This window comes from Myxacorys almedinensis A, from assembly GCF_010091945.1.
In the GTDB taxonomy this organism is placed as follows: domain Bacteria; phylum Cyanobacteriota; class Cyanobacteriia; order Leptolyngbyales; family Leptolyngbyaceae; genus Myxacorys; species Myxacorys almedinensis.
Genome location: NZ_WVIE01000011.1, coordinates 12744 through 33258, shown reverse-complemented (window position 1 = coordinate 33258; position 20515 = coordinate 12744). Strand labels below are relative to the sequence as shown.

The 20515-nt window shown below is 50.2% G+C and carries 19 protein-coding genes; 12 read left to right on the top strand and 7 right to left on the bottom strand.

The features are described from left to right. Positions 1 to 82 precede the first annotated feature (82 nt). Together GS601_RS11120 and GS601_RS11115 are read right to left on the bottom strand one after the other, a co-directional pair. A complete protein-coding gene (locus GS601_RS11120; RefSeq protein ID WP_162423362.1) occupies positions 83 to 673 on the bottom strand; it encodes a L,D-transpeptidase in 591 nt (196 codons plus the stop codon). Between the two features lie 210 nt (positions 674 to 883). After that, positions 884 to 1594 carry an MIP/aquaporin family protein gene (locus GS601_RS11115; protein WP_162423361.1) on the bottom strand — a complete coding sequence of 237 codons (711 nt, stop codon included), beginning with the start codon at positions 1592 to 1594 and terminating at the stop codon, positions 884 to 886. Between the two features lie 215 nt (positions 1595 to 1809). On the opposite strand from GS601_RS11115, the gene GS601_RS11110 reads away from it, so the two are divergent. From GS601_RS11110 to GS601_RS11085, 6 genes are all read left to right on the top strand, one after another. After that, positions 1810 to 2139 carry an ArsR/SmtB family transcription factor gene (locus GS601_RS11110; protein WP_162423360.1) on the top strand — a complete coding sequence of 110 codons (330 nt, stop codon included), beginning with the start codon at positions 1810 to 1812 and terminating at the stop codon, positions 2137 to 2139. Positions 2140 to 2341: 202 nt separating this feature from the next. Continuing rightward, a complete protein-coding gene (dnaK, locus tag GS601_RS11105) occupies positions 2342 to 5056 on the top strand; it encodes a molecular chaperone DnaK (RefSeq protein ID WP_162423359.1) in 2715 nt (904 codons plus the stop codon). 107 nt (positions 5057 to 5163) lie between these two features. Further along, a complete protein-coding gene (locus GS601_RS11100) occupies positions 5164 to 6147 on the top strand; it encodes a DnaJ C-terminal domain-containing protein (protein WP_162423358.1) in 984 nt (327 codons plus the stop codon). A gap of 299 nt (positions 6148 to 6446) precedes the next feature. After that, a complete protein-coding gene (locus tag GS601_RS11095) occupies positions 6447 to 7436 on the top strand; it encodes a response regulator (protein ID WP_162423357.1) in 990 nt (329 codons plus the stop codon). A 126-nt stretch (positions 7437 to 7562) separates the two neighbouring features. Continuing rightward, positions 7563 to 8258 (top strand): bifunctional demethylmenaquinone methyltransferase/2-methoxy-6-polyprenyl-1,4-benzoquinol methylase UbiE, encoded by a 696-nt coding sequence (ubiE, locus tag GS601_RS11090; protein ID WP_162423356.1) that lies wholly within the window; start codon positions 7563 to 7565, stop codon positions 8256 to 8258. A 102-nt stretch (positions 8259 to 8360) separates the two neighbouring features. Next, positions 8361 to 9590: a DUF445 family protein gene (locus GS601_RS11085; protein ID WP_162423355.1), complete on the top strand. Its 1230-nt coding sequence runs from the start codon at positions 8361 to 8363 to the stop codon at positions 9588 to 9590. Here the strand turns inward: GS601_RS11085 and GS601_RS11080 are convergent. Beyond that, positions 9587 to 10801: a UvrD-helicase domain-containing protein gene (locus tag GS601_RS11080; protein ID WP_162423354.1), complete on the bottom strand. Its 1215-nt coding sequence runs from the start codon at positions 10799 to 10801 to the stop codon at positions 9587 to 9589. The genes GS601_RS11085 and GS601_RS11080 overlap by 4 nt on opposite strands. A 187-nt stretch (positions 10802 to 10988) precedes the next feature. Here GS601_RS11080 and thyD point away from each other — a divergent pair, with 187 nt between their 5' ends. Continuing rightward, positions 10989 to 11909 carry a thylakoid membrane protein ThyD gene (gene thyD, locus GS601_RS11075; RefSeq protein ID WP_162423353.1) on the top strand — a complete coding sequence of 307 codons (921 nt, stop codon included), beginning with the start codon at positions 10989 to 10991 and terminating at the stop codon, positions 11907 to 11909. Positions 11910 to 12031: 122 nt separating this feature from the next. Here thyD and GS601_RS11070 read toward each other — a convergent pair whose 3' ends face one another. From GS601_RS11070 to GS601_RS11055, 4 genes are all read right to left on the bottom strand, one after another. Further along, on the bottom strand, positions 12032 to 12277 hold the full coding sequence (locus tag GS601_RS11070; RefSeq protein ID WP_162423352.1) for a hypothetical protein: 246 nt from the start codon (positions 12275 to 12277) through the stop codon (positions 12032 to 12034). Positions 12278 to 12389: 112 nt separating this feature from the next. Further along, entirely contained in the window at positions 12390 to 12596 is a 207-nt protein-coding gene (locus GS601_RS11065) for a hypothetical protein (RefSeq protein WP_162423351.1), read from the bottom strand. 479 nt (positions 12597 to 13075) lie between these two features. Continuing rightward, positions 13076 to 13498, bottom strand: a complete 423-nt coding sequence (locus tag GS601_RS11060; RefSeq protein WP_162423350.1) for a tetratricopeptide repeat protein — start codon at positions 13496 to 13498, stop codon at positions 13076 to 13078. A 118-nt stretch (positions 13499 to 13616) separates the two neighbouring features. Beyond that, positions 13617 to 13988: a HesB/IscA family protein gene (locus GS601_RS11055; protein ID WP_162423349.1), complete on the bottom strand. Its 372-nt coding sequence runs from the start codon at positions 13986 to 13988 to the stop codon at positions 13617 to 13619. Between the two features lie 222 nt (positions 13989 to 14210). Here GS601_RS11055 and GS601_RS11050 point away from each other — a divergent pair, with 222 nt between their 5' ends. From GS601_RS11050 to GS601_RS11030, 5 genes are all read left to right on the top strand, one after another. Then, the gene (locus GS601_RS11050; RefSeq protein WP_162423348.1) at positions 14211 to 15836 is read left to right on the top strand and encodes a DUF6930 domain-containing protein; all 1626 of its coding nucleotides are present in this window, start codon (positions 14211 to 14213) and stop codon (positions 15834 to 15836) included. A 526-nt stretch (positions 15837 to 16362) separates the two neighbouring features. Next, the gene (locus GS601_RS11045) at positions 16363 to 16641 is read left to right on the top strand and encodes an HU family DNA-binding protein (RefSeq protein ID WP_162423347.1); all 279 of its coding nucleotides are present in this window, start codon (positions 16363 to 16365) and stop codon (positions 16639 to 16641) included. A gap of 41 nt (positions 16642 to 16682) precedes the next feature. Further along, positions 16683 to 17792, top strand: a complete 1110-nt coding sequence (gene cobD, locus GS601_RS11040; RefSeq protein WP_162423346.1) for a threonine-phosphate decarboxylase CobD — start codon at positions 16683 to 16685, stop codon at positions 17790 to 17792. Between the two features lie 3 nt (positions 17793 to 17795). Further along, a complete protein-coding gene (locus GS601_RS11035; RefSeq protein WP_162423345.1) occupies positions 17796 to 19214 on the top strand; it encodes an FAD-dependent oxidoreductase in 1419 nt (472 codons plus the stop codon). 191 nt (positions 19215 to 19405) lie between these two features. Then, on the top strand, positions 19406 to 20122 hold the full coding sequence (locus tag GS601_RS11030; RefSeq protein WP_338017016.1) for an SDR family NAD(P)-dependent oxidoreductase: 717 nt from the start codon (positions 19406 to 19408) through the stop codon (positions 20120 to 20122). The last annotated feature ends 393 nt before the right edge of the window (positions 20123 to 20515 follow it).

The following is a 20515-nucleotide window of genomic DNA, read 5'->3' as shown; positions in this document are numbered from 1 at the left end:
CCCAACTTACCCTCGCTCGACCTGAAACCGGCTTACCTGCGCTTCCGCCTGCTATCTTCTAATTCGTCGAACTCACGTCATGTTAGGGTTGCACAGAAACCGGCGTCCCGATCGCAACACGCTCAAACAGGGCGGTCACATCTTTGTTCCACATCCGCAAGCAGCCATGCGACACGGCTTGCCCCAATAGCTCAGGCTGATTTGTGCCATGAAACCCGATCTGCGTGTCGCCGTCTGTCCAAATGCCGATCCACCTCACCCCAAGCGGGTTGTCGTATCCCGGCGGAATTTTTTTTCCCGTCTTAAAGCTGATAAATGTAGGATTCACTTGTTTATTAATGACCTGATGCTCCCCGGTTGGCGTTTCCCAACCCGCTTTACCCACCGCCACCGGATAGCTGGCAATCTCAGTGTCTCCTTCATACACGTAGACCCGCCGTTTTTTCAACTTCACAACTACTCGCACCGCTTGAGTTTGGTCGTTTACCTTAGAGGGTGGAGAGGCAGGCGGCGATGTTTTGAGTAATGGCTCTGACAACGACTCTGATGATGGCTCTGATAATGGTTCTAGTAATGACTCTGATAACGGCGCTGGCAACGGTTGAGCCAGCGCTACCCAGGGCGCGAGTCCTACCAGAAAAATGCTGAGAAACAGAAGCGATCGCTGGTGCATAGCCCTACCTTGTGAAAATAACTGTGTACAAATCGCGAGGTTACCTAAAGATTAGGTTGGGGGCGTAGCCAGAATATAGTCAGTCAGGGTTGGGTGTCAAACCTTTGCAAAAACGGGCAAACCAGGGCAGGAGAAGCTGGGCACCGCGATCGCTCGAAAGGCGGCACAGCCAATCTACCAAGTCCAAGAATCGTGTCAGATCAGCAGGGTTCAACGCTTGAGGTCGGAAAATCCATTGGAAAGATACCGATATACCCATACTGCCAGTTGCGCTCCCAAAATAGGCGCAACCCAGTATAACCATTGGTGCTGCCATGTCCAACCGACGAAAGCAGGACCAAACGATCGCGCCGGATTCATGCTGGCTCCAGTCATTAATCCCATAAAAGCAGCCTCTAGCCCCACCGTTAAGCCAATTGCGATTCCGGCAAATCCTAAAGGCGCACGACGATCTAGCCCGGATCCAAAAATGACCAGCATCAAGATAAAGGTGAGGACTGTTTCTAAAATAAACGACTGCTGCCAGTTGCCATCTCGCGGCAACGTTGCGCCTAAATTGGCAACATAGCCCAAGGACAATGCTAGTACTGTCGAAGCCGCGATCGCGCCCAAGACTTGCGACAGAATGTAGGGAATCACTTTGTCTTTACGAAGAAAGCCGCTACTCCAAAATGCTAAGGTTACAGCCGGATTGAAGTGCGCGCCACTGATGTGCCCTAGACTGTAAATTAGCGCCGCCACCACCGCTCCAAACACAAAGCTAATGCCCAGATGGGTGATCGCCCCGTCGCTAAGACGATTCACCATGACTGCACCCGTCCCTGCAAACACCAGCGTAAATGTGCCGATGGCTTCTGCAACTAATTCCCGCGAGTAGGCTCTGATGGGTTGCTCGATCGTGCGTCTTACCCCTAATTTCATGCTGGCAATGAGGTTGTAAAAAACTAAGAAATTAGTCACAAAAGTCTTGTGCTAGCGTTTTCTAGATCCCGGATTCTAAATTGCTGATGGTCAGGGCAAGTTGAGCATAATCCATTACCGCTCCATATATTGACATAGATCAATATATACGCTTATCGATGCTTTGGCAAAGGCTGGGGGTGCGTGTCACTATAGAAGCTATAAAGATAGAAGCGATGAAGTTTTCTAAGCCCATGGTTCCGTGCTGTCCTCCTTTGTTGGCGGGTCGTCTAACCCCTGATCAGGCAGTTCAATTAGCCACTATTTTTCGGGTACTGGGTGAGCCTGCCCGATTGCAGATGCTCAGTTTGATCGCTGCCCAGCCGCATCTAGAAGTGTGTGCCTGTGAGCTAGTAGAAACGCTGGGGCTATCGCAGCCTACAGTGAGCCATCATCTCAAGGTGATGTATGAGGCAGGGTTGTTAGCCAAAGAGCGGCGGGGAACCTGGATTTACTACCGCATTGTGCAAGAGCAGTTAGCTGCGTTGCGAGATGTCTTGTCTTGAGCCAGCGTTCTTTCTCTGTCGTGCTTTGGGGTCAACCGTCCGGTTTTTCTGAACCCTGGGTGCGATCGCACTAGAGCCATACCTTAGAGCCATCCTCTGGAGCCATGGGTAATGGCTCGATTTGGGTTGCCCTATCCCCTCTTGCCTGAGCAAGATAGAATGAATCCAGCAAAACTTCTCAACACTAGCTTTAGCAAAGAACATGGGCAGAGTCGTTGGTATTGACCTGGGAACTACAAACTCGGTGGTGGCGGTCATGGAGGGCGGAAAGCCAGTAGTCATCGCCAACGCAGAAGGCATGCGAACAACTCCTTCGGTGGTTGCCATCAGCAAAGAAGGAGAACGGATGGTGGGGCAACTCGCCAGGCGGCAAGCCGTCCTTGATCCGCAAAATACGTTTTTTTCTGTTAAACGCTTTGTTGGGCGTAAATATGCTGAGCTTTCTCCCGAGTCGAAGCGGGTGCCCTACACCATTCGCAAAGACGAGGCGGGCAACATCAGAATCAAATGCCCTCGCCTCGATCGCGACTTTTCTTCCGAAGAAATTTCAGCCCTGATTTTGACCAAGCTGGCAGACGAAGCGAGCCGCTATCTCGGAGAGCCTGTGACCGGAGCCGTGATCACCGTTCCCGCCTACTTTAATGACTCGCAGCGCCAAGCCACCCGCGATGCCGGGCGCATTGCTGGGCTTGATGTCAAGCGAATTTTGAATGAACCGACGGCAGCATCGTTAGCCTATGGTCTCGATCGCGTCAGTCAAGAAACGATTCTCGTGTTTGATTTGGGCGGCGGCACGTTTGACGTTTCGATCTTAGACGTGGGCGATGGGGTGTTTGAAGTCAGAGGCACCAGCGGCGACACCCAACTTGGCGGCAACGACTTTGATAAAAAGATTGTCGATTGGCTGGCAGAGCAGTTTTTAGAGCAAGAAGGGATTGATTTACGCAAAGATCGTCAAGCGCTGCAACGGCTGACTGAAGCCGCAGAGAAAGCCAAAATTGAGCTTTCGGGTGTTAGCGTCACGGCGATTAATTTGCCATTCATCACGGCAACAGAAGACGGACCCAAGCATTTAGAAACTCGGATGACGCGATCGCAGTTTGAAGGATTGTGCGGAGAGTTGCTCAGCCGCCTGCGCGGTCCGCTCCGTCAAGCCTTTCGCGATGCCGGACTGATGCCCGATGATATTGATGAAGTGGTGCTGGTCGGCGGGTCTACCCGAATTCCGATGGTGCAAGACGTGGTGCGATCGCTGATCAACCTTGAACCGAATCAAAACGTCAACCCCGATGAAGTGGTTGCCGTCGGAGCCGCCATTCAAGCCGGAATTTTAGGCGGCGAATTGAAAGATATTTTGCTGCTTGACGTAACGCCGATTTCGGTCGGCTTAGAAACGATCGGCGGCGTGATGAAGAAGCTGATTCCTCGCGGCACCACGATTCCAACCCGGCGCTCAGACACGTTTTCTACCTCAGAAGACAACCAAACCATGGTAGAAGTCCATGTTTTGCAGGGCGAGCGGGAAATGGCGTCGGGCAACAAATCGCTGGGGCGCTTCAAGCTGATGGGCATTCCGCCTGCACCGCGGGGAATTCCTCAGATCCAGGTCTCGTTTGATGTCGATGCCAACGGCATTTTGCAAGTCACCGCGATGGATCGCACCACCGGGCGAGAACAGAGCATCACCATTCAAGGTGCATCGAATCTCAGCGAAGACGAGATTCAGCAGATGATTCGCAGTGCTGAAGAATACGCTGAAATCGATCGGCTCCGCAAAGAAAAAGTCGAGAAGCGAAACCGGGCAGAAGCGATGACCTTCCAAGCCGAACGACAACTGCGAGAAGCCACCCTTGACTTTGGGATGTCGTTTGTTAGCCCCTATCGCAATCGCATCGAACCCCAAGTCTTGCGCCTCCGAGAAGCCCTGGCAAATAATGACGATCGCGGCGTAGATATTGCAGAAGCAGACCTCAAAGACGCGCTTTATGACCTCAATCGCGAAGTCTACCAGCAGACCAAACTCGATGAAGGGGAAGGTGGATTCTTTGAGTCGATCAAAAACTTCTTCCTCGAAGATGACGAAGATTATTACTATCCCGAACCCCGCGATCCCTACGGCTCGTCTCGCGATTATTGGAACGCTGGACAGAATAACTACACCTACGGGCGAGATAACTACACCTATGGACGCGATCGCTATGACAGTGGTCGAGATCAGGTCAACCCTCGCGATGGTTACGGTCAAGATCCCTACGGTCAAGATCCCTATGAGCAGAGCACCTATCGGCAAGATGGCTCTGATGGCGATCGCTACAGCCGCGATCGCTATCGCCAAAATGACACCCGGCGCGATTCGTTTGACGCTCCTGTGAGCGATCGATACAACCGCGATCCCTACAGCAGCCCACCGCCAGCCAACCGCGATCCCTACGCCAATCCAGACCCTTCTCAAACCCGCGATCCTTACGGCGACCCAAGAGATGGCAGAACCAATCGCCCCGCTCCAAGTCGCGATCCCTATGCCAACCCGGCTCCCCCTAGACCCCGTGATCCCTACAGCGACCCGGCAGAGTTGGGCAGAAGCGATAACCGAGATGCCTCTAGAAGCCGAGATCCCATTAATCGTCGTGATGCATCTCGCTACGACAACGGCTCCTCTCAGCCAAACTACGATGCCCCAAGACGAGATTCTCGCCGCAACGCGGATCTAAACGCTCCTCGGCGTAATGATGGTTCTGGCTATCTGGGCAACCGAGAAGATGTAGGCGGCTCGCGGCGTTCTTCTAACCCTTCAGAGTATGGAAGAGTTGATCCTCCAGAGATTGACAGAGCCAGTCGCAGCGATTCTCCTAAAAAACGTCCCACTCGACCCAACTATGCTCAAGACAATTGGGACGATGAAGACGACTGGTTATAAAAAGGGGTGAAGAATGAGAGATGAGGGATAAAATAGTCCTCTTTGCTCTTCATTCCCCATCCCAAAGCGGGTCGAAGACCTCCCTCATCCCTCCCCTATCCGGTTCTATGCAAAATTTCCGTAACTACTATGAAATTTTAGAAGTCGCTAGAGATGCGTCGATGGACGAAATCAAGCGCTCTTACCGACGCCTTGCCAGGCAATATCATCCCGATGTCAACCAGGGAGATAAAGGGGCGGAGGAGAAATTCAAAGACCTCAGCGAAGCGTATGGGGTGCTGTCGGATGTTGCCCGACGATCGCAGTATGACCAATACGGAAATTTCTGGCAGCAGCGCGGTTTTCAGAAAAATGGGCGCGGCGGACGCGGCGGAGAGGTTGATTTTGGCGCGTTCCGCAACTTCAACGATTTCTTTGACCAGTTTCTCAGTCGGACTGCCTCTAGCGCTGCTGCACCCCCACGAGCCACAACCCGGACAGCCACTCCTCGCCGCGAAGCACCGCGCGAACCGCTCCAAGATATCTTTCGCCCTGGCACAAGTAAAACAAGCTATACCGTTAGTACACCGCGTCCTCCTGCCCGCCGCGATGCAGAAGCGAGATTAACGGTTCCTCTGGAGAAAGCCTACACCGGCGGGCGAGAGCGAATTCGGCTAGAAGATGGGCGATCGCTAGAAGTGAATATGCCGTCTGGAATGGTCTCAGGGCAACGGGTGCGGCTAAAAGGGCAGGGAGTAAACGGCGGAGATTTGTATCTCAAGATCGATGTGTCTCCTCATTCTTTTTTCAAGGTCGAAGGGGTAGATATTGTCTGTCAACTGCCAATTACGCCTAGTGAAGTGGTGTTGGGCGGCGCGATCGAAGTGCCAACCCTAGACGGCATGGTGAAGATGAATATTCCCGCAGGGGTGCGATCGGGGCAACGGCTACGATTGGCGAACAAAGGCTACCCCAACGGAGGTGAGCGGGGCGATCAGATTGTTGAAATTCAAATTGTGTTTCCGAAAGAATTGACCGAGCCAGAGCGCGAGTTGTACGAAAAATTACGTCAGCTTGAGTCTTTTAACCCTCGCCAAAATTTAGTGGGTTGAGGATTTAGGGTTTCTAAAATCGCAGGTTGAACGAAGATCGTAACGTTCGTCAATTTGGGTTCGAGGGGTTCCGGCAGGGTTGGTGAAGATGAACCTAGGATCGAGCGATCGCTGCTTGTGACTGAGGTGCGATCGCCTCTGCCAAACCCCTCAGACTGTTATAAATTCTGGCAAAGTGGCAAAACTAAAGAATAATCGACCCATCGCGCAAATGCCCTGTTGGAGGTGCGATTCGCCTTGCCAAACCTCCACAGGATGCCACTCACCCTTTCCCCGCTTTGCCAAGGAGTACACGACTGATGGAATACAACATTCCAGAACTTGACACGATTACTCGTCAACTTATGAGCCTAGAACGTCCGAAAAAAAGTAAAATGCTTGTCGTAGACGATGAACCCGACAATTTAGACCTGCTCTACCGAACCTTTCGGCGCGATTTTCACGTCCTCAGAGCAGAGAGCGGTGTCCGCGCGTTGGAACTGCTCGCCACCGAAGGCGAAGTTGCTGTGATTATTTCTGACCAGCGTATGCCCGAAATGAAGGGCACCGAATTCCTCAGTCGCACGGTTCCACAGTTTCCTGACACGATGCGAATCATTTTGACCGGATTTACCGACGTTGAAGATCTCGTTGAGGCGATTAATTCTGGACAGGTGTACAAATACATCACCAAACCTTGGGATCCAAACGAATTGAAAGCCGTGGTGCAACGGGCAGCAGAAACCTACGATTTACTCAAGCAGCGTACCGAAGAATTACGGCGATCGCAGTCCCAAACTGCCTTGCTCTCTACCCTGATTCGGATTGCTCAAGAAACGACCGATATAGACACTAGCCTCGATCTGATGGCAACAGCATTTGGCAAAAGCTTTGCGACCGATGGCTGCTTGCTGCAACGAGTGGAAAATAATCGGTTGGTAGCAGGGTGCGGCAGCTATGCTCTAGAAGGCGACGTTGAGAATTGGCTAGAGCACGATCCCATGGTGAACGATGCCCTGAACGCGGCGCGCAACTCCGAAGGCATCACGTCTCACAAAATGCAAATTTCCGTCAATGTCCCTGCTGATGCATCGTTGTCTGACATTCCGCACTACAGCAGTTCGGGTACTCAAGCTCATCTGATTGTTCCCGTCACGCGGCGCGGGGAGATGCTCGCCATCTTATCCTTGCAATGGAAGCAACCGTGCACCTTGCGAGAAGATGAACTGTTTTTGGTCTATTTGTCGGCTCAGCAAGTGGCTATATCCCTGGCTTGCGCCCATTCTCTGCGGGCGGTGGCCCCCGTGTAACCGGGTCGGTGTTGAGATGCATCGGTCGCCAACGGCGAGAAGTTTCCCAAACCACCCCTTCAAAACCTAAAATTCTAAAGGGATCTCGTTGAATCTATTGCCTCTCAAACCGAGATTAAACATTGAATGACTGCGGATAAAGTTCAGGCACTTTTTAATCGGATCGCGCCGGTTTACGATCAACTCAATAATTCCTTAAGTTTTGGGCAGCACCTCGTTTGGAAGCGGATGGCGGTGAAATGGAGTGGAGCGAAGCTTGGGGATACAAGTTTAGATCTGTGCTGTGGAAGTGGGGATATTGCCCAAATTTTAGTCGAGAAAGTTGGCAGAACCGGTCAGGTGTATGGGGCTGACTTTTCGGTGAGGCAGTTGGACGTTGCCCGCGATCGCAGCGAGCGTCGTTGCCTCAAGCCTGCAATTCGGTGGGTCGAGGCAGATGCGTTGAATCTGCCATTTTCAGACAACCAGTTTGACTGTGCCACTATGGGCTATGGCTTGCGGAACGTCACTGATATTCCGCTGAGCCTCAAAGAACTGCATCGCGTCCTCAAACCTGGTGCAAACGCTGCCATTCTCGATATGCACCGCCCTGATGGGGCGTGGATGCGGGTGTTTCAGCAGTGGTATTTAGATGAAGTTGTGGTGCCGATGGCGCAGCGATTGGGATTTATCGAAGAATATGCCTACATTGCGCCGAGTCTCGATAAGTTTCCGATTGGCTCTGAGCAGATCAAACTTGCCCATCAAGCTGGGTTTTCCAGGGCAACACACTATGCGATCGCGGGCGGTACGATGGGAGTATTAGTTGTTCAGAAGGGATGAGGAGCAAACTCACGATCTGGTGCCCCGTTCGCTGACGAGTGTTCCCGTCGTCTCTTCTGGCAAAACGTTGCTAACTGCCTCCCTCATCCCTTCCCTACGCCTGTGGATCTCTCGACAATTTGGCTTGTTGCCGCTCCCCCTGTGATCGGGGGAATTATCGGCTATTTTACTAACGATCTAGCGATCAAAATGCTGTTTCGCCCCTACCGGGCACTTTACATCGGTAAACGGCAGCTTCCCTTCACACCAGGTTTGATTCCTCGCAATCAAGAGCGATTGGCGCGGCGCATCTCTGACACAATTATGGGGTCGCTGCTGACGCCGGAAGAATTGCAGAATTTGGCGCGGCGGTTGCTGCAAACGGAGCGAGTTCAGGCGGCGTTGCTGTGGCTGCTGCAACTATCGCTCGATCAGCTTGGGGTGGATAAAGAACAAAAAACCGCAAGAATTTTGGCAAATATTCTGCGAGATTTGTTTGGGCAGTCTCTTCCACGGTTGTTGAAGGTGTTGGCACGGCGCGAAGATTTTTTAGAAGATCAGCTAAATCACATTTTTGATCAAATTATTCTAGAGTTTCAGCTAACTGACGAGCAAGCCGGAAAGTTGGCAGATTGGGTGCTGCAAGCGGTGGTTCCGCCGGATGTGCTGCGCCAAACGCTGATCGATTTTCTCACCGATCGCAATATTCAGGTGATTGATGAGGGGTTCCGCGAGAAAACGAGTGGAACGTACTGGGTGGTTGCAAATTTATTTGGGATTCGTAACTCGCTGATTCGGCTGCGCGCCTTTTGTTTGGATGAGAGAGAGGCGTGCAATTCAGTGTTGGCAGAACTGATTTTTTCCCTAGGGGTGAAACAACGCCTCAAGGAATGGTTGCAGAATCTGTCGTTGCAAAATCTTCCGGTCTCGACGGTGCGACAACTCCGCAAGACCATGCGAGAGAGCGTTCGTACCTATTTTCAGGATCGAGGATCTGATGTGCTGCAAGGCTTGAGCCAGTCGGTAGATTGGCAAAATGTGGCGTCGATCGTGCTCAACCGTCTCCAGACTTCAGATGCGGTTACGCAGTCGCTAGGAGTAGTTAGCCAAGAACTGGCGCTGATTTTGGAGCGCTATCTAGAGAAGGACTTGGAGAAGATTGTGGCGCAGGCGATTCCGATTTTGAACATTGATCAGGTGATTACGGATCGGGTTAGGGCTACGTCTCCGGCCGATTTGGAAGCGGCTATTAATGGCATTGTGAGGAACGAACTGCAAGCGATCGTGACTCTGGGGGGAATTTTAGGATTTGTGATTGGTATTCTTCAGTCGGGTATTTTGTTGTTGCGTTAAGCCTGGTTTAGCTGTGGGGGTGCGCTGAGAGCGGCGGCGATCTGGTCTACGATCGCGCTTTTCTCCTCATATAGCAAAATCAGATGATCTCTAGCGCGGGTCATTGCTGTGTACAGTCCTGCTTTTTCTTCAAAATCTTGCTCTTCAAGATCGTTTGTCCAATCAATTCCCGCTAAGATCACCGCATCAAACTCTATCCCTTTAACAGCATTCCACGAGTCAACCAGCACAAACGGGCGCTGGACAATGCGAGTCATACGTTCCCCCGATTTCATGGGAGCATGATGGTTGATACCGAGTTTGTGTAACGCTTTACTAAGTTCGGCTCTTAGAGGTTTTGCACCAGCATGAGTAGGATGAACCAAGACGGCAATTGATGATTCAGAATGGGTTTCTAACGCCATTTTTATTTGCGATGCGATCGTGGTTGCCCAGTGGTCGCGATCGCGTTGCAGCAGCAGCGGAGCAACGCCCGAACTTCTAGAACGTAGCGTTTTTGGTTCGATAATTTTGTCGATCGTTGGGCTATTTTCTCGCTGTTCCGTCTTCATTCCTGCTTTCTCGATCGCAGGCTGAATAAACCTCCAGGCAAGCTCTAAAATCTCTGGGGCATTTCTGTAATTTAGATCGAAGACCTGCGATCGCCCGACGACCTCAAGCCCCAACTTTGCCCAACTCCAGCCGCTTGTTCGGCGGTGGGCTTGTCCGTAGACAGATTGGGCATTGTCGTAGACAAAAAACAGAGAGTTTGTCTGAGGATCTAACACCTTGAGCACTGCCTGAAACCATTCGTCGTAAAAGTCTTGGGCTTCATCAACGAGAATGGCTTGATACTTCAAATTAGATTGCTCAGCCAGTGTGATCGCGGTTTGCCGCGCCGTTTCATTTCGGTCGAAGTCGTAGCGATAACCAAACTGGTAAGCCCACTGGTGAAAGGTACAACACTCGACATTGACGCCGTTTTGAGCGAGTTGCGTTTCGATCCAGCCTTTCATGAAGCGGTTGTAAGACAACACCAAAACAGGCTCGTAGTGTTCTTCAACTATCTTTTCGATGCGCTCTTTGAGAATGAGCGATTTCCCCGATCCGGCAACACCCCGAATGAGAGAGTGTCCTTTTATATTGAAATTTTTTGCCTTGTTTTGCTCGTCGTCTAAGTGCGTGTGGATCAACCGTTGATTTACCGTTTGCCGAAAGTCGATCCATTGCATTGCTACTCCTCCAGGTTGCTTGGTCGAAGAGTACCCAGGCGCGATCGCACACTAACAAGCAAGACCGCCCTGGATGTCGCAAAATAGAAGTTTTAGGCGGCTCTAAGCTCTTCAACCTGAGTCAAGGACGCTGATCGCTCTGCTCCAATGTGGTTTAAAGTGAGATCTGGCGTGTTCAGGCTCAATCATGAAAGTCGCGGTGACAGGGGCAACAGGGTTTGTGGGTTCTCGGTTGGTAGAGCGGTTGCAGCAAGAAGGGCATCAAATTGTTGTTTTAACGCGCAGCGCCGCGAGTGCAGAAAAAGTATTTCCAAAATCGGTGTATCCCAACGTTGAGATTGTGACGTATACCCCGATGGAGCCTGGAGCGTGGCAAGCGGCGATCGCGGGGTGTGATGGGGTCGTAAATTTGGCAGGAGAAGCGATCGCTGAACATCGCTGGACGCCAGAGCGCAAACAATCCATCATGAACAGCCGCACGCTCACAACCCAGAACGTTGTCGCAGCCATTGCCAACGCCAATCCGCAGCCTTCTGTTCTGGTTAATGCTTCCGCGATCGGGTTTTACGGCACCAGTGAAACCGCCACGTTTGATGAAACGAGCTTGGCTGGTCATGATTTTCTGGCAGACGTGTGTCAAGCGTGGGAAGCAGAAGCCAGCAAAGTTAAAGAAAGCGGGACTCGGCTCGTGATTTTGCGGTTTGGAATTATTTTAGGGATGGGCGGCGCGTTGGGTAAACTGCTGACGCCGTTTAAATTGTTTGCGGGTGGCCCCATTGGCAGTGGCAAGCAGTGGTTTGCCTGGGTTCACCGCGAGGATGTCGTGAACTTGATCGTGCGATCGCTAACCCATGCTGACTTGGAAGGCGTTTACAATGCAACGGCTCCAAACCCGGTGCGGATGGCAGAAATGACGACGGTGCTCGGTCAAGTGATGAACCGCCCATCGTGGCTTCCGGTTCCGGGGATTGCGTTAGAAGCGTTGTTGGGGGATGGGGCAAAGGTGGTGCTAGAAGGGCAAGAAGTGTTGCCAAAGCGGACGTTAGAGAGTGGATTTGAGTATCAGTATCCAGAGATCAAACCCGCGCTGGAGAATATTTTGAGCTAGTGGGTGTTAGGCTCTGACCCTTGCTGCGGCACAAGGGGTGATTCTCGTTTAGGCTGCTGATATGCGTTGCCACCCGCTCGACCTTGCATTTGCTGACCAAACTCCCATCTTGGCATTCAAGGTTAGGCATCCGAACTAAACCGTTTGGCAACCCAACTGCTGATGCCGCTTAGCAGCGCGCCTGCCATCAGAATGACGAGAGCAGGTTGCATCACAGGTTCCCACAGTTTGTACCAGAGGTTTAAGCCGAGGGGAAGGTTGGTCGTATGACCGATCAGCGCGATCGCTAGCCAAGCAAAACAAAACAACACAAAAAACACATCTAGCATTAGCGCCAGATTTAACCACTTGAAAAATTGTTCTTTCATCACAGATAGCGAAACGGTAGCTCTGTTCACGTTACCAAAAAAGAGGGCTGCCTCCAAAGCATGAGGGCAGCCGCACCACAGTTTTAAACATTGATATCGAGACGAAAGGGCATTAAATCTCGCTAAACGTACCAAAATCTTTCTTCCGAGACATCTGTAGATTTTCAGGATCAACATAGTGACAAACAGCGTCACTGAGGCAAATCACCGCCCATCCTGAATCAGCAATTTCGACCAGTTTGTAACCCGACGCATGTTGCACAAAGTAGCCTTTGTGATTGCGTGTACCTGGTCTAACACCTACATCATGAGTTTCCATTGCCAAATTGCTCCTTAAAGCTAGGTTGAAATTTAAATAATTGAGCGAACCTTAAGCTATGATTTAGCATCATAACTGTTAGTTGAAACGGCTTAAAACGGTTTGAAAAGCTCAGTTGAAATCCGTTAGCGCTCTTTAAAAGTGCCTTCCCAGGTGAGAAAACACACCTTGCGAAAATTGATTACTAACTGGAAATCGTATTAAATGATACGAGCGTCTTTGATTTCTAAATACTATCATTCTGTTTCTGAGAATTTTGTTAATTTATTTATGCAGTATTGCAATGTATAAATGATTTTTGTTTGTAAATAACACCAAAATTGCTATAGTTTAACCTGAATTAACTTAGCAGAGATCGCTACAAACAAGCGTAGTTAGTGCTTTTGGGGATCGCTCTAACGCTTTATAAAAAAGAGCCAGCACCAAAGCGCTGACCCTGAAAAATATGAATAAACTTGAAGCAGGGATCAAAACGGGGATCAAAATTCTGTCATCCATGCTTTGACCCGTTCCAAACTTTTCCAGTTTGGCTTTCGGGCGAGTCCGTCCTCAAGGTTTTGCATGACCTCTTCTTTGAGTTCGGGGACTGCCATAATCAGTTGTTGGGTAATTTCAATGTGCGATCGCACCCCCGGTTTGGACAGTTCCAACATAGACAACACCAAATTAACGCGGGCTTGTGGATCTTGAGGATTGATTTTGACGGCTCTCTGGGCGGCGGTAAAGGCAGGAGAGGGCTTGTCTGTCAGCAGGTAGAGCCACGAGAGGCACGTCCAAGCTGCACTGGTTTTGCGGGAGCGATCGCAGACTTCTTTAAAGACGGGAATCAGAACGTCTGGGTCTTCTCCAGCTTTATAGCGTTCTAGCCCTTCATCAAATAAAGCTTCAACAGTTTGAGTCATGATCAAGCTAGGCGGTTAAACAACAACGTTAAACAACAAAAAGTCATTCGTCTGATCGTGGCGAATGACTCTCAACTTATTTATGATGACAGACTTTGTAAGCCCGCCGAAAATGCAGTTAGGCAGAAAACGACTTGCCACAACCGCACGTTTGGTCTGCGTTGGGATTGGTAAACTGAAACCCGCCGCCAATCAGGGCATTGCTGTAATCGAGCATCAGACCGTACAGGTAAAGCAAGCTTTTTGGATCGCAGACGACCTTGAAGCCATCATAATCGTAGGCTTCGTCATCGGGACGAATATTGCTCGGATCTTCAAAATCCATCGTGTAGGACATGCCAGAACAGCCCCCGCCTCGCACACCGATGCGTAAACAGAGATCTTTGCCCTGCTGTTCACGGAGCAGCTTAACTTGGTGAATGGCAGCGTCGGTCATGAGAATGCCGCGCTGTTGAGGCTGGCTTTGTTGAGGTTGGGTTGCTTGGGTCATCTTGCGCGATCGCTCCTTAAAATTAAGCCGATCAAAAAAGGGAGTTTTTATCTCATTTCCTATTCTATCGATTCTTTAGCGAAAACTAAGATCTTGATCCCTCGGATAGCAAAGCAACGATGCAAATATAATTGGACATCCAGTGTCGGATTGGCGTTATCCGACTAAGATGAAAACTACGATTCGTGTGAAAGTTGCGTTCTCGGTTCAAGTGGCTTGGTTATGACTGGTCTTAATCCTTCGACTCGACGGCGACTACTGGAGCTACCCCAAATTCAAAGTGTGTGGGAGGGCGATCGGCGATCGTTTTCTCAAGATGCGCCAACGGATATTCCATGGAGTGACCCTACGTTGGTCAAGCCTTCGGCAGATGGAGAATGCATTCTTTGGGTAGATGGCTCGCAGGGCATGGTGCGATCTATGGATGTCGTGCCGATGGAGACGGGGCATGAGGCGATTGTGCGAACGCTGCTCCGAGCGATGGAGCACCCCCACAACCCTGCAAAACCTGCCCGCCCGCAAAAAATTGTAGTGCGCGATCGCGAGACATTGTTTTACCTGCGGGGTGTGCTTCAAGATCTAGACATTGCATTAGATTACGTTCCTGATTTACCGTTGATTGATGAGATCTTTCGCGGCTTCCAAGAAACGTCTAACAGCCGCCCCCCTGCGCTGCCCCCTCAGTATGCCGAAACGCTATTAGAACGGGCAGAAGAACTGTGGAATGATGCGCCTTGGGAGGTGTTGGCAGATCACCAAATTCTAGAAATTGAACTCAATCGGTGGGATCTCAAATCGGTGTATGTGTCTGTCATGGGCATGTTGGGCATGGAATATGGGGTGTTGCTGTATCGCTCGCTCGATTCGCTAAGACAGTTTCGAGAGCGGGTGTTGTCGCAAGACTCTATCGAACATATGGAAGAAGCGTTTTTAGGGCAAGACTGTTTGTTTTTGACCTACGAAACAGAAGCGGACGACGATGAATTTGATTCCGAATTTGAACTCGTTGAGTTTGCCGAACCGGAACTCAAGCCTGTGTTTGGGAACTTGCATCCGCTTGAGGGCATCCGCTCGTTTTTATATGACGAAGAAGCGATCGCTGTGTCCACTATTTTAGAAGCGCTGCATCGATTTATGAAGCAGCATCGTCGTAAGCTCGATGGCGATCGCTTTCCTGAGATTGCGAGCCGATATAAGATTGCGGTGGAGGCGTCGATTGTGCCGGTCAAGGTGATGACGCTGCCAGAGGTGGCAGATGACCTGTTTGGCATGGTTGATGAGGCAGATGAGTTGATCGACATGCCCGTGATTCGGGATGACTTGGTGCCGGAAAATGCGTTTCTCAGCTTGGGGGTGATTCCGTGGTCGATGGTTGAGCAAATGCGATCGCAGCTTGACCATTATCAAGCGGGGGAACCGGCAGAAGTGGGAGAAGGCTTGCCCGTGATTTTGATCCAGACCTCGCGCCCCAAAGCCAAAGCCCTGATCGAAACCATCCAGTCAATCGGCGGTATTCGGGGAATTTGCTTTAATCCAGGAGCCGACCCCTTTATGGGCGATCACTATGATTTGGGGCTGTTTCAAACTCAAAACGGTGAACTTCATTTATTTGGTGAATTTGAAGGCGACGATCCAACCCATGTTCAGGCGCGCAGAAAGTGGGAGCAGCGCTGTAAAAAAACGAAGGGCTACTGTGGGTTGGTGATTGCTAAAGGGCTGACGGGGGCGAGCCGAGGCGATCCAAATATTAAAGATATGATGGCACTGTTTGAGGTCAAGGCGATTTCGCCAGAAGCGTTGGGTCTGGGAACGCTCGAACGGAAGCTTGCAGTAGATCGAATGATCTAATCATAAGGGCGATTACCTGAAGCGCTAACGCTTGAGTTCGTTGATGCGCCATGGTTTATCAAAGCCATCCTGTTTTTCGACATTGAAAATACTAACTTCATCATTAGCAGTTGCATCTACATTGGTGTGTACGGCGTGATCGATCTGATTCTTAATAGGTGTGATCTGGTCTTAGATGAGACGAAACAATAGCGATCGCACCCATCAAAAGAATGGGGTTCTGATCCGTAGGGATCATTGCTAGAAGCTTAAGAAACCGTCACCTTTGATCAGGAAAACTAATTTTTTGAGCATTATTACTCATCTTTTTTGAGAAAAAATCAGAAAAAAATCTGAAATCCATATAAATTAATGGTTTCAGGGGAACACATTCCTGCAACTACCTATAGAATAGGTCATTGAAAAATCAAGGAAATGAGCATTCAAGCCGATCCTAGCCGATCTACTTCACTCGCCCTGGTTTTTCTCAATAGTGTCTCAGTTTGAGACAAAACCCCAACCATCTAGTAGTCCTGAGGAAATCAACATGAATAAAGGTGAACTCGTTGATGCAGTTGCCGAAAAAGCAAGTGTTACGAAAAAGCAAGCGGATGCTGTTTTGACAGCCGCGATCGAAACGATCGTAGAAGCCGTTTCTACAGGCGACAAAGTGACGCTCGTAGGCTTTGGCTCGTTTGAGTCGCGGGAGCGCAAAGCCCGGGAAGGACGGAACCCTAAAACTGGAGATAAAATGGAAATTCCTGCGACTCGCGTTCCTGCATTTTCGGCAGGAAAGCTCTTCAAAGAGAAGGTTGCTCCCGAATAATCCCGCGATCGCGCTCATTTATTGATTGGCAGGAAAGTCGTTTGGCTCGACCAAAGCATGGAGGAAACCTACAGTGGGCAGCGTCGATCGCTGGCTGCTCTCCTTCGGCAATTCTCGATTTTTCTGCCAGCATAAATCCCCTTGGTCCGCCGCAATCGGCGGTTTTGTCGATTCAAGCGCAGCTTCCATGGATTCGGGACTATCCCGATCCAACCTATGGACAGGTGCGATCGCGACTGGCTCAGATTCATGCCGTACCTCCAGAGTGGATTTTGCCGGGAAATGGCTCGGCAGAGTTGCTCACCTGGGCAGGGTGGGATTTGGCGAAGCTAGAAGCAACTTACCTGGTCACGCCTGCATTTAGCGATTACTTCCGGGCATTGAATGCCTTTGATGCAACGGTGATGAAATGTCCGTTGAATGAGGCAGGGCTTGGCGTTCAGCTTGCAGGGCTTGACTTCAAAGCAGGGTCTGTCTTTGACCACGAGGGGCAGGGGCTGTCCTCCCTTGACCCTAAATTTTCTCGCTGTGGGCTGCTGCTCAACAACCCACACAATCCAACGGGTCAACTGTTGTCGAGAGCGGCAATCTTGCCCTTACTAAAGCGGTTTGAGCTAGTGGTGATCGATGAAGCATTTATGGATTTTCTGCCTCACGAGCAGGATAGTTTAATTGGGGATGTGCAGCAGTATCCAAATTTAGTGATCTTGCGATCGCTCACAAAATTTTACAGTGTGCCCGGGTTGCGGTTTGGCTATGCGATCGCGCATCCAACCCGGCTCAACGAGTGGCAAACACGCCGCGATCCGTGGTCGGTCAATACCTTTGCTGCCGCCGCCGCCGAAGCCTGTATTCAAGATAAAGCGTTTCAAACCCAGACGTTTGGTTGGCTAGAAGCGGCTCGCCCAGAGCTATTTGATGGGCTTTCGCAATTTCCAGACCTATCGCCGTTGCCCAGCGTTGCCAATTATTTTCTAGTCAAAGTGAATGGCTCGGCGTCTAATCTTCAGCACAAGCTACTAAAGCGTCATAAGATTTTAATCCGAGACTGTTTGAGTTTTCCAGAATTGGGCGATCGCTACTTTCGGGTAGCGGTTCGGTTGAGGGCAGAAAATCAGCGTCTCATTCAAGGTCTAGCTGATATTCTTTAATCTATGGCTGTTGATTATGATTTAGTTGTGATTGGGCACACCATTGCGGGTGTTCATGCTGCATTGCAAGCCGCCCACTTTAAGGCACGAGTTGCGTTAGTTCAGCAACAGTGTCAGCCGCAGTTGAGCCGCCATTTTGCGCTCTCAACCCTGACGGATGCGTTTGAGCAAATCCAGCGAACTCATTCGTTGCACGGTTGCGATCGTCTCCAAGAAAACCTGCACCGCGATCGCGCTAGTGATGTGAGTTCCCCAGCGTGGGCTAATGTCAATCGTTGGATTGATGCGATCGCGCAAGATCAGCAAGAGATCTATTCCCCTGCGCTCCTTGCTAGTGCAGGAGTTGAGGTTATTTTCAGCACGGGCGAGTTTTGCCGCAAGCCGCAAACCGGATTTGTGGTAGAGGGTCGCGTGTTGCGATCGCGCGCTTACCTGATCGCAACTAACCATCGCCCCCGCATTCCAGATATTGCCGGATTGCACGCTGTCGATTACCTCACGCCCGACTCTCCTATTACCGAGCTACCAGGCTCGTTAGCCATTATCACTCACGCTTTGGCAGGGGTTGAGCTTGCTCAACTGTATGCCCGACTTGGTACAGACGTAACGCTGATTGTCAATCAGCCCCAGATTCTTCCAACTGCCGATCCTGAGATTGCCTTTCTTTTACAAGCTGCTTTAGAAACGGAAGGGGTACGAGTTGCCAATGGGAAGGTGATGCAAATTGACACAGTTGAGGACAAAAAAATAATCCAAATTGGTAATCAAACAATCAACGCTGATAAAGTCTTGATCGCATTAGGTTGGGAATCGTATCTAGAAACGCTAAATCTAGACGCTATGAATGTGCGAGTTCCCATAAAAACCAATGAAAAATTGCAAACGACCAATTCGCGTGTTTATTACTGCGGCAGTTTTGATGTTGCCAGTGCTAAGTATGAAGCCGAGATCGTAGTTAGAAATGCTTTATTTTTCCCCAAGTACACTGCTAAATACACAGATACAGCTAAACTTGCGTTAACCGATCCAGAAATTGCATGGATTGGTCTAACCGAATCCCACGCTACCGAGCTTTATGGCAAAGATGTGATCGTTTTGCGCCGTTCTTTTGCAACCGTATTGAAACCACAAATCAGAAGCAAAACTACAGGCTTGTGTAAGCTGATTGTGCGCCGCAATGGACAAATTTTGGGAGCGCATCTGGTCGGGCTAAATGCTGGAGAGATCTTGAGTGCAGTTGCGATCGCAATTCAACACCGCATTAAACTGCAACACTTACCAACTGCCTTCCCTTCACCAACCGCATCCGAAGTGATCGGCCAACTCGTGAGCGATTGGCAAGCGCATCCCTCTCGCCGCGATACAGTGTTGCGAGACTGCACAGCAAGTTTGTTGGCATGGCTCAGATCACTTTCCAAGTAACGTGAGTTTTAGATAAAAACGGGGGCAAGTACGCTGAGACTACTAACCAATGGTGCTAGTTCAACGGAGCAGGAAGTCTATGAAGAGGGATTGCAGCGGACGGTTGCGAGTCGTTAGGCAGAATTAAATCCAAGGAAGATGAGAAGTTTAAGATTGTGACCGAAGATAGAGGCGAAAAAAGAGTTGCGCTTGTGACTGGTTCGACATCTGGGATAGGGATGGCGATCGCAAAGCGGCTTGCCGAAGATGGCTTCGTTGTTTCTTTCCATTCCAAGTCTTCAGTGCTGGTTGGGAAGTCATTAGCGGAAGCGCATCCTGGTTCATCTTATTTTCAGGCGGATCTATCTGACCAAAACCAATCTCGTAATCTGATTACCGAGGTTTTGTCTCATCATGGTCGGCTGGATGTATTGGTCAATAATGCAGGGATTAGTGCGACCATTCCACATACATCTCTGAAGGAAGCCTCACCGGAGATTTGGCGAAATCTATATGAGGTCAATGTCATTGCAGCTTGGACACTCATTGCCGAGGCTGAAATTGCGCTACGTCAGTCATCAAGTCGTGTCTGTCCTAGCTGTATTCTCAACATTAGCTCTCATGCGGGTATTCGCCCCAAAGGAGCCTCAATCCCATATTCTGCTAGCAAAGCTGCTTTAAACCATATGACAAAACTGCTGGCGGTGAGTCTAGCACCACAGATTCGGGTGAATGCGATCGCGCCGGGTTTAGTCGAAACTCCGATGAGCAAGAATTGGACAGCAGCACGAAACCTCTGGGAAGAGCGATCGCCAATGGGGCGGGGAGCACAACCAAAAGAGATCGCACAAATAGCTTCTATGATGGTTGCAAGTCACTATCTTACAGGAGAGATTTTAATTTCAGACGGAGGGCTAAATCTCACTTAAATTGGCGAAGTTCATGCCTAATACCAAATTAATCTGTAAATGCTAGAGACGTGCGACCTCCCCCAACCCCGCCTCAGTCAGGAGAGGAGCCGGAAAGTCCCTTCTGACCAAAGGGGGATGCCGCAGGCAGGGGGGTCGAGCATCTGTCGCGGTGAAAAATCAATTTGGTATAACAATTCGCTTGCACACCGACCCCATTCAGTTAGCTAATTGAGAACGAAAGAGATTACTAGCAGGGCGGGTGAGGCAGACCGTTAGACTACTTCGTTTCAGTCATCGGGGTAGTTTTAGAAAGTTTTCATCGCGATACAAAGACCACTTGAAATTTTAAGAATGATAGCAAATATTGATTGAGAATCTTTCTTTATTTAATTGGTATACTGCGTCGGTAAT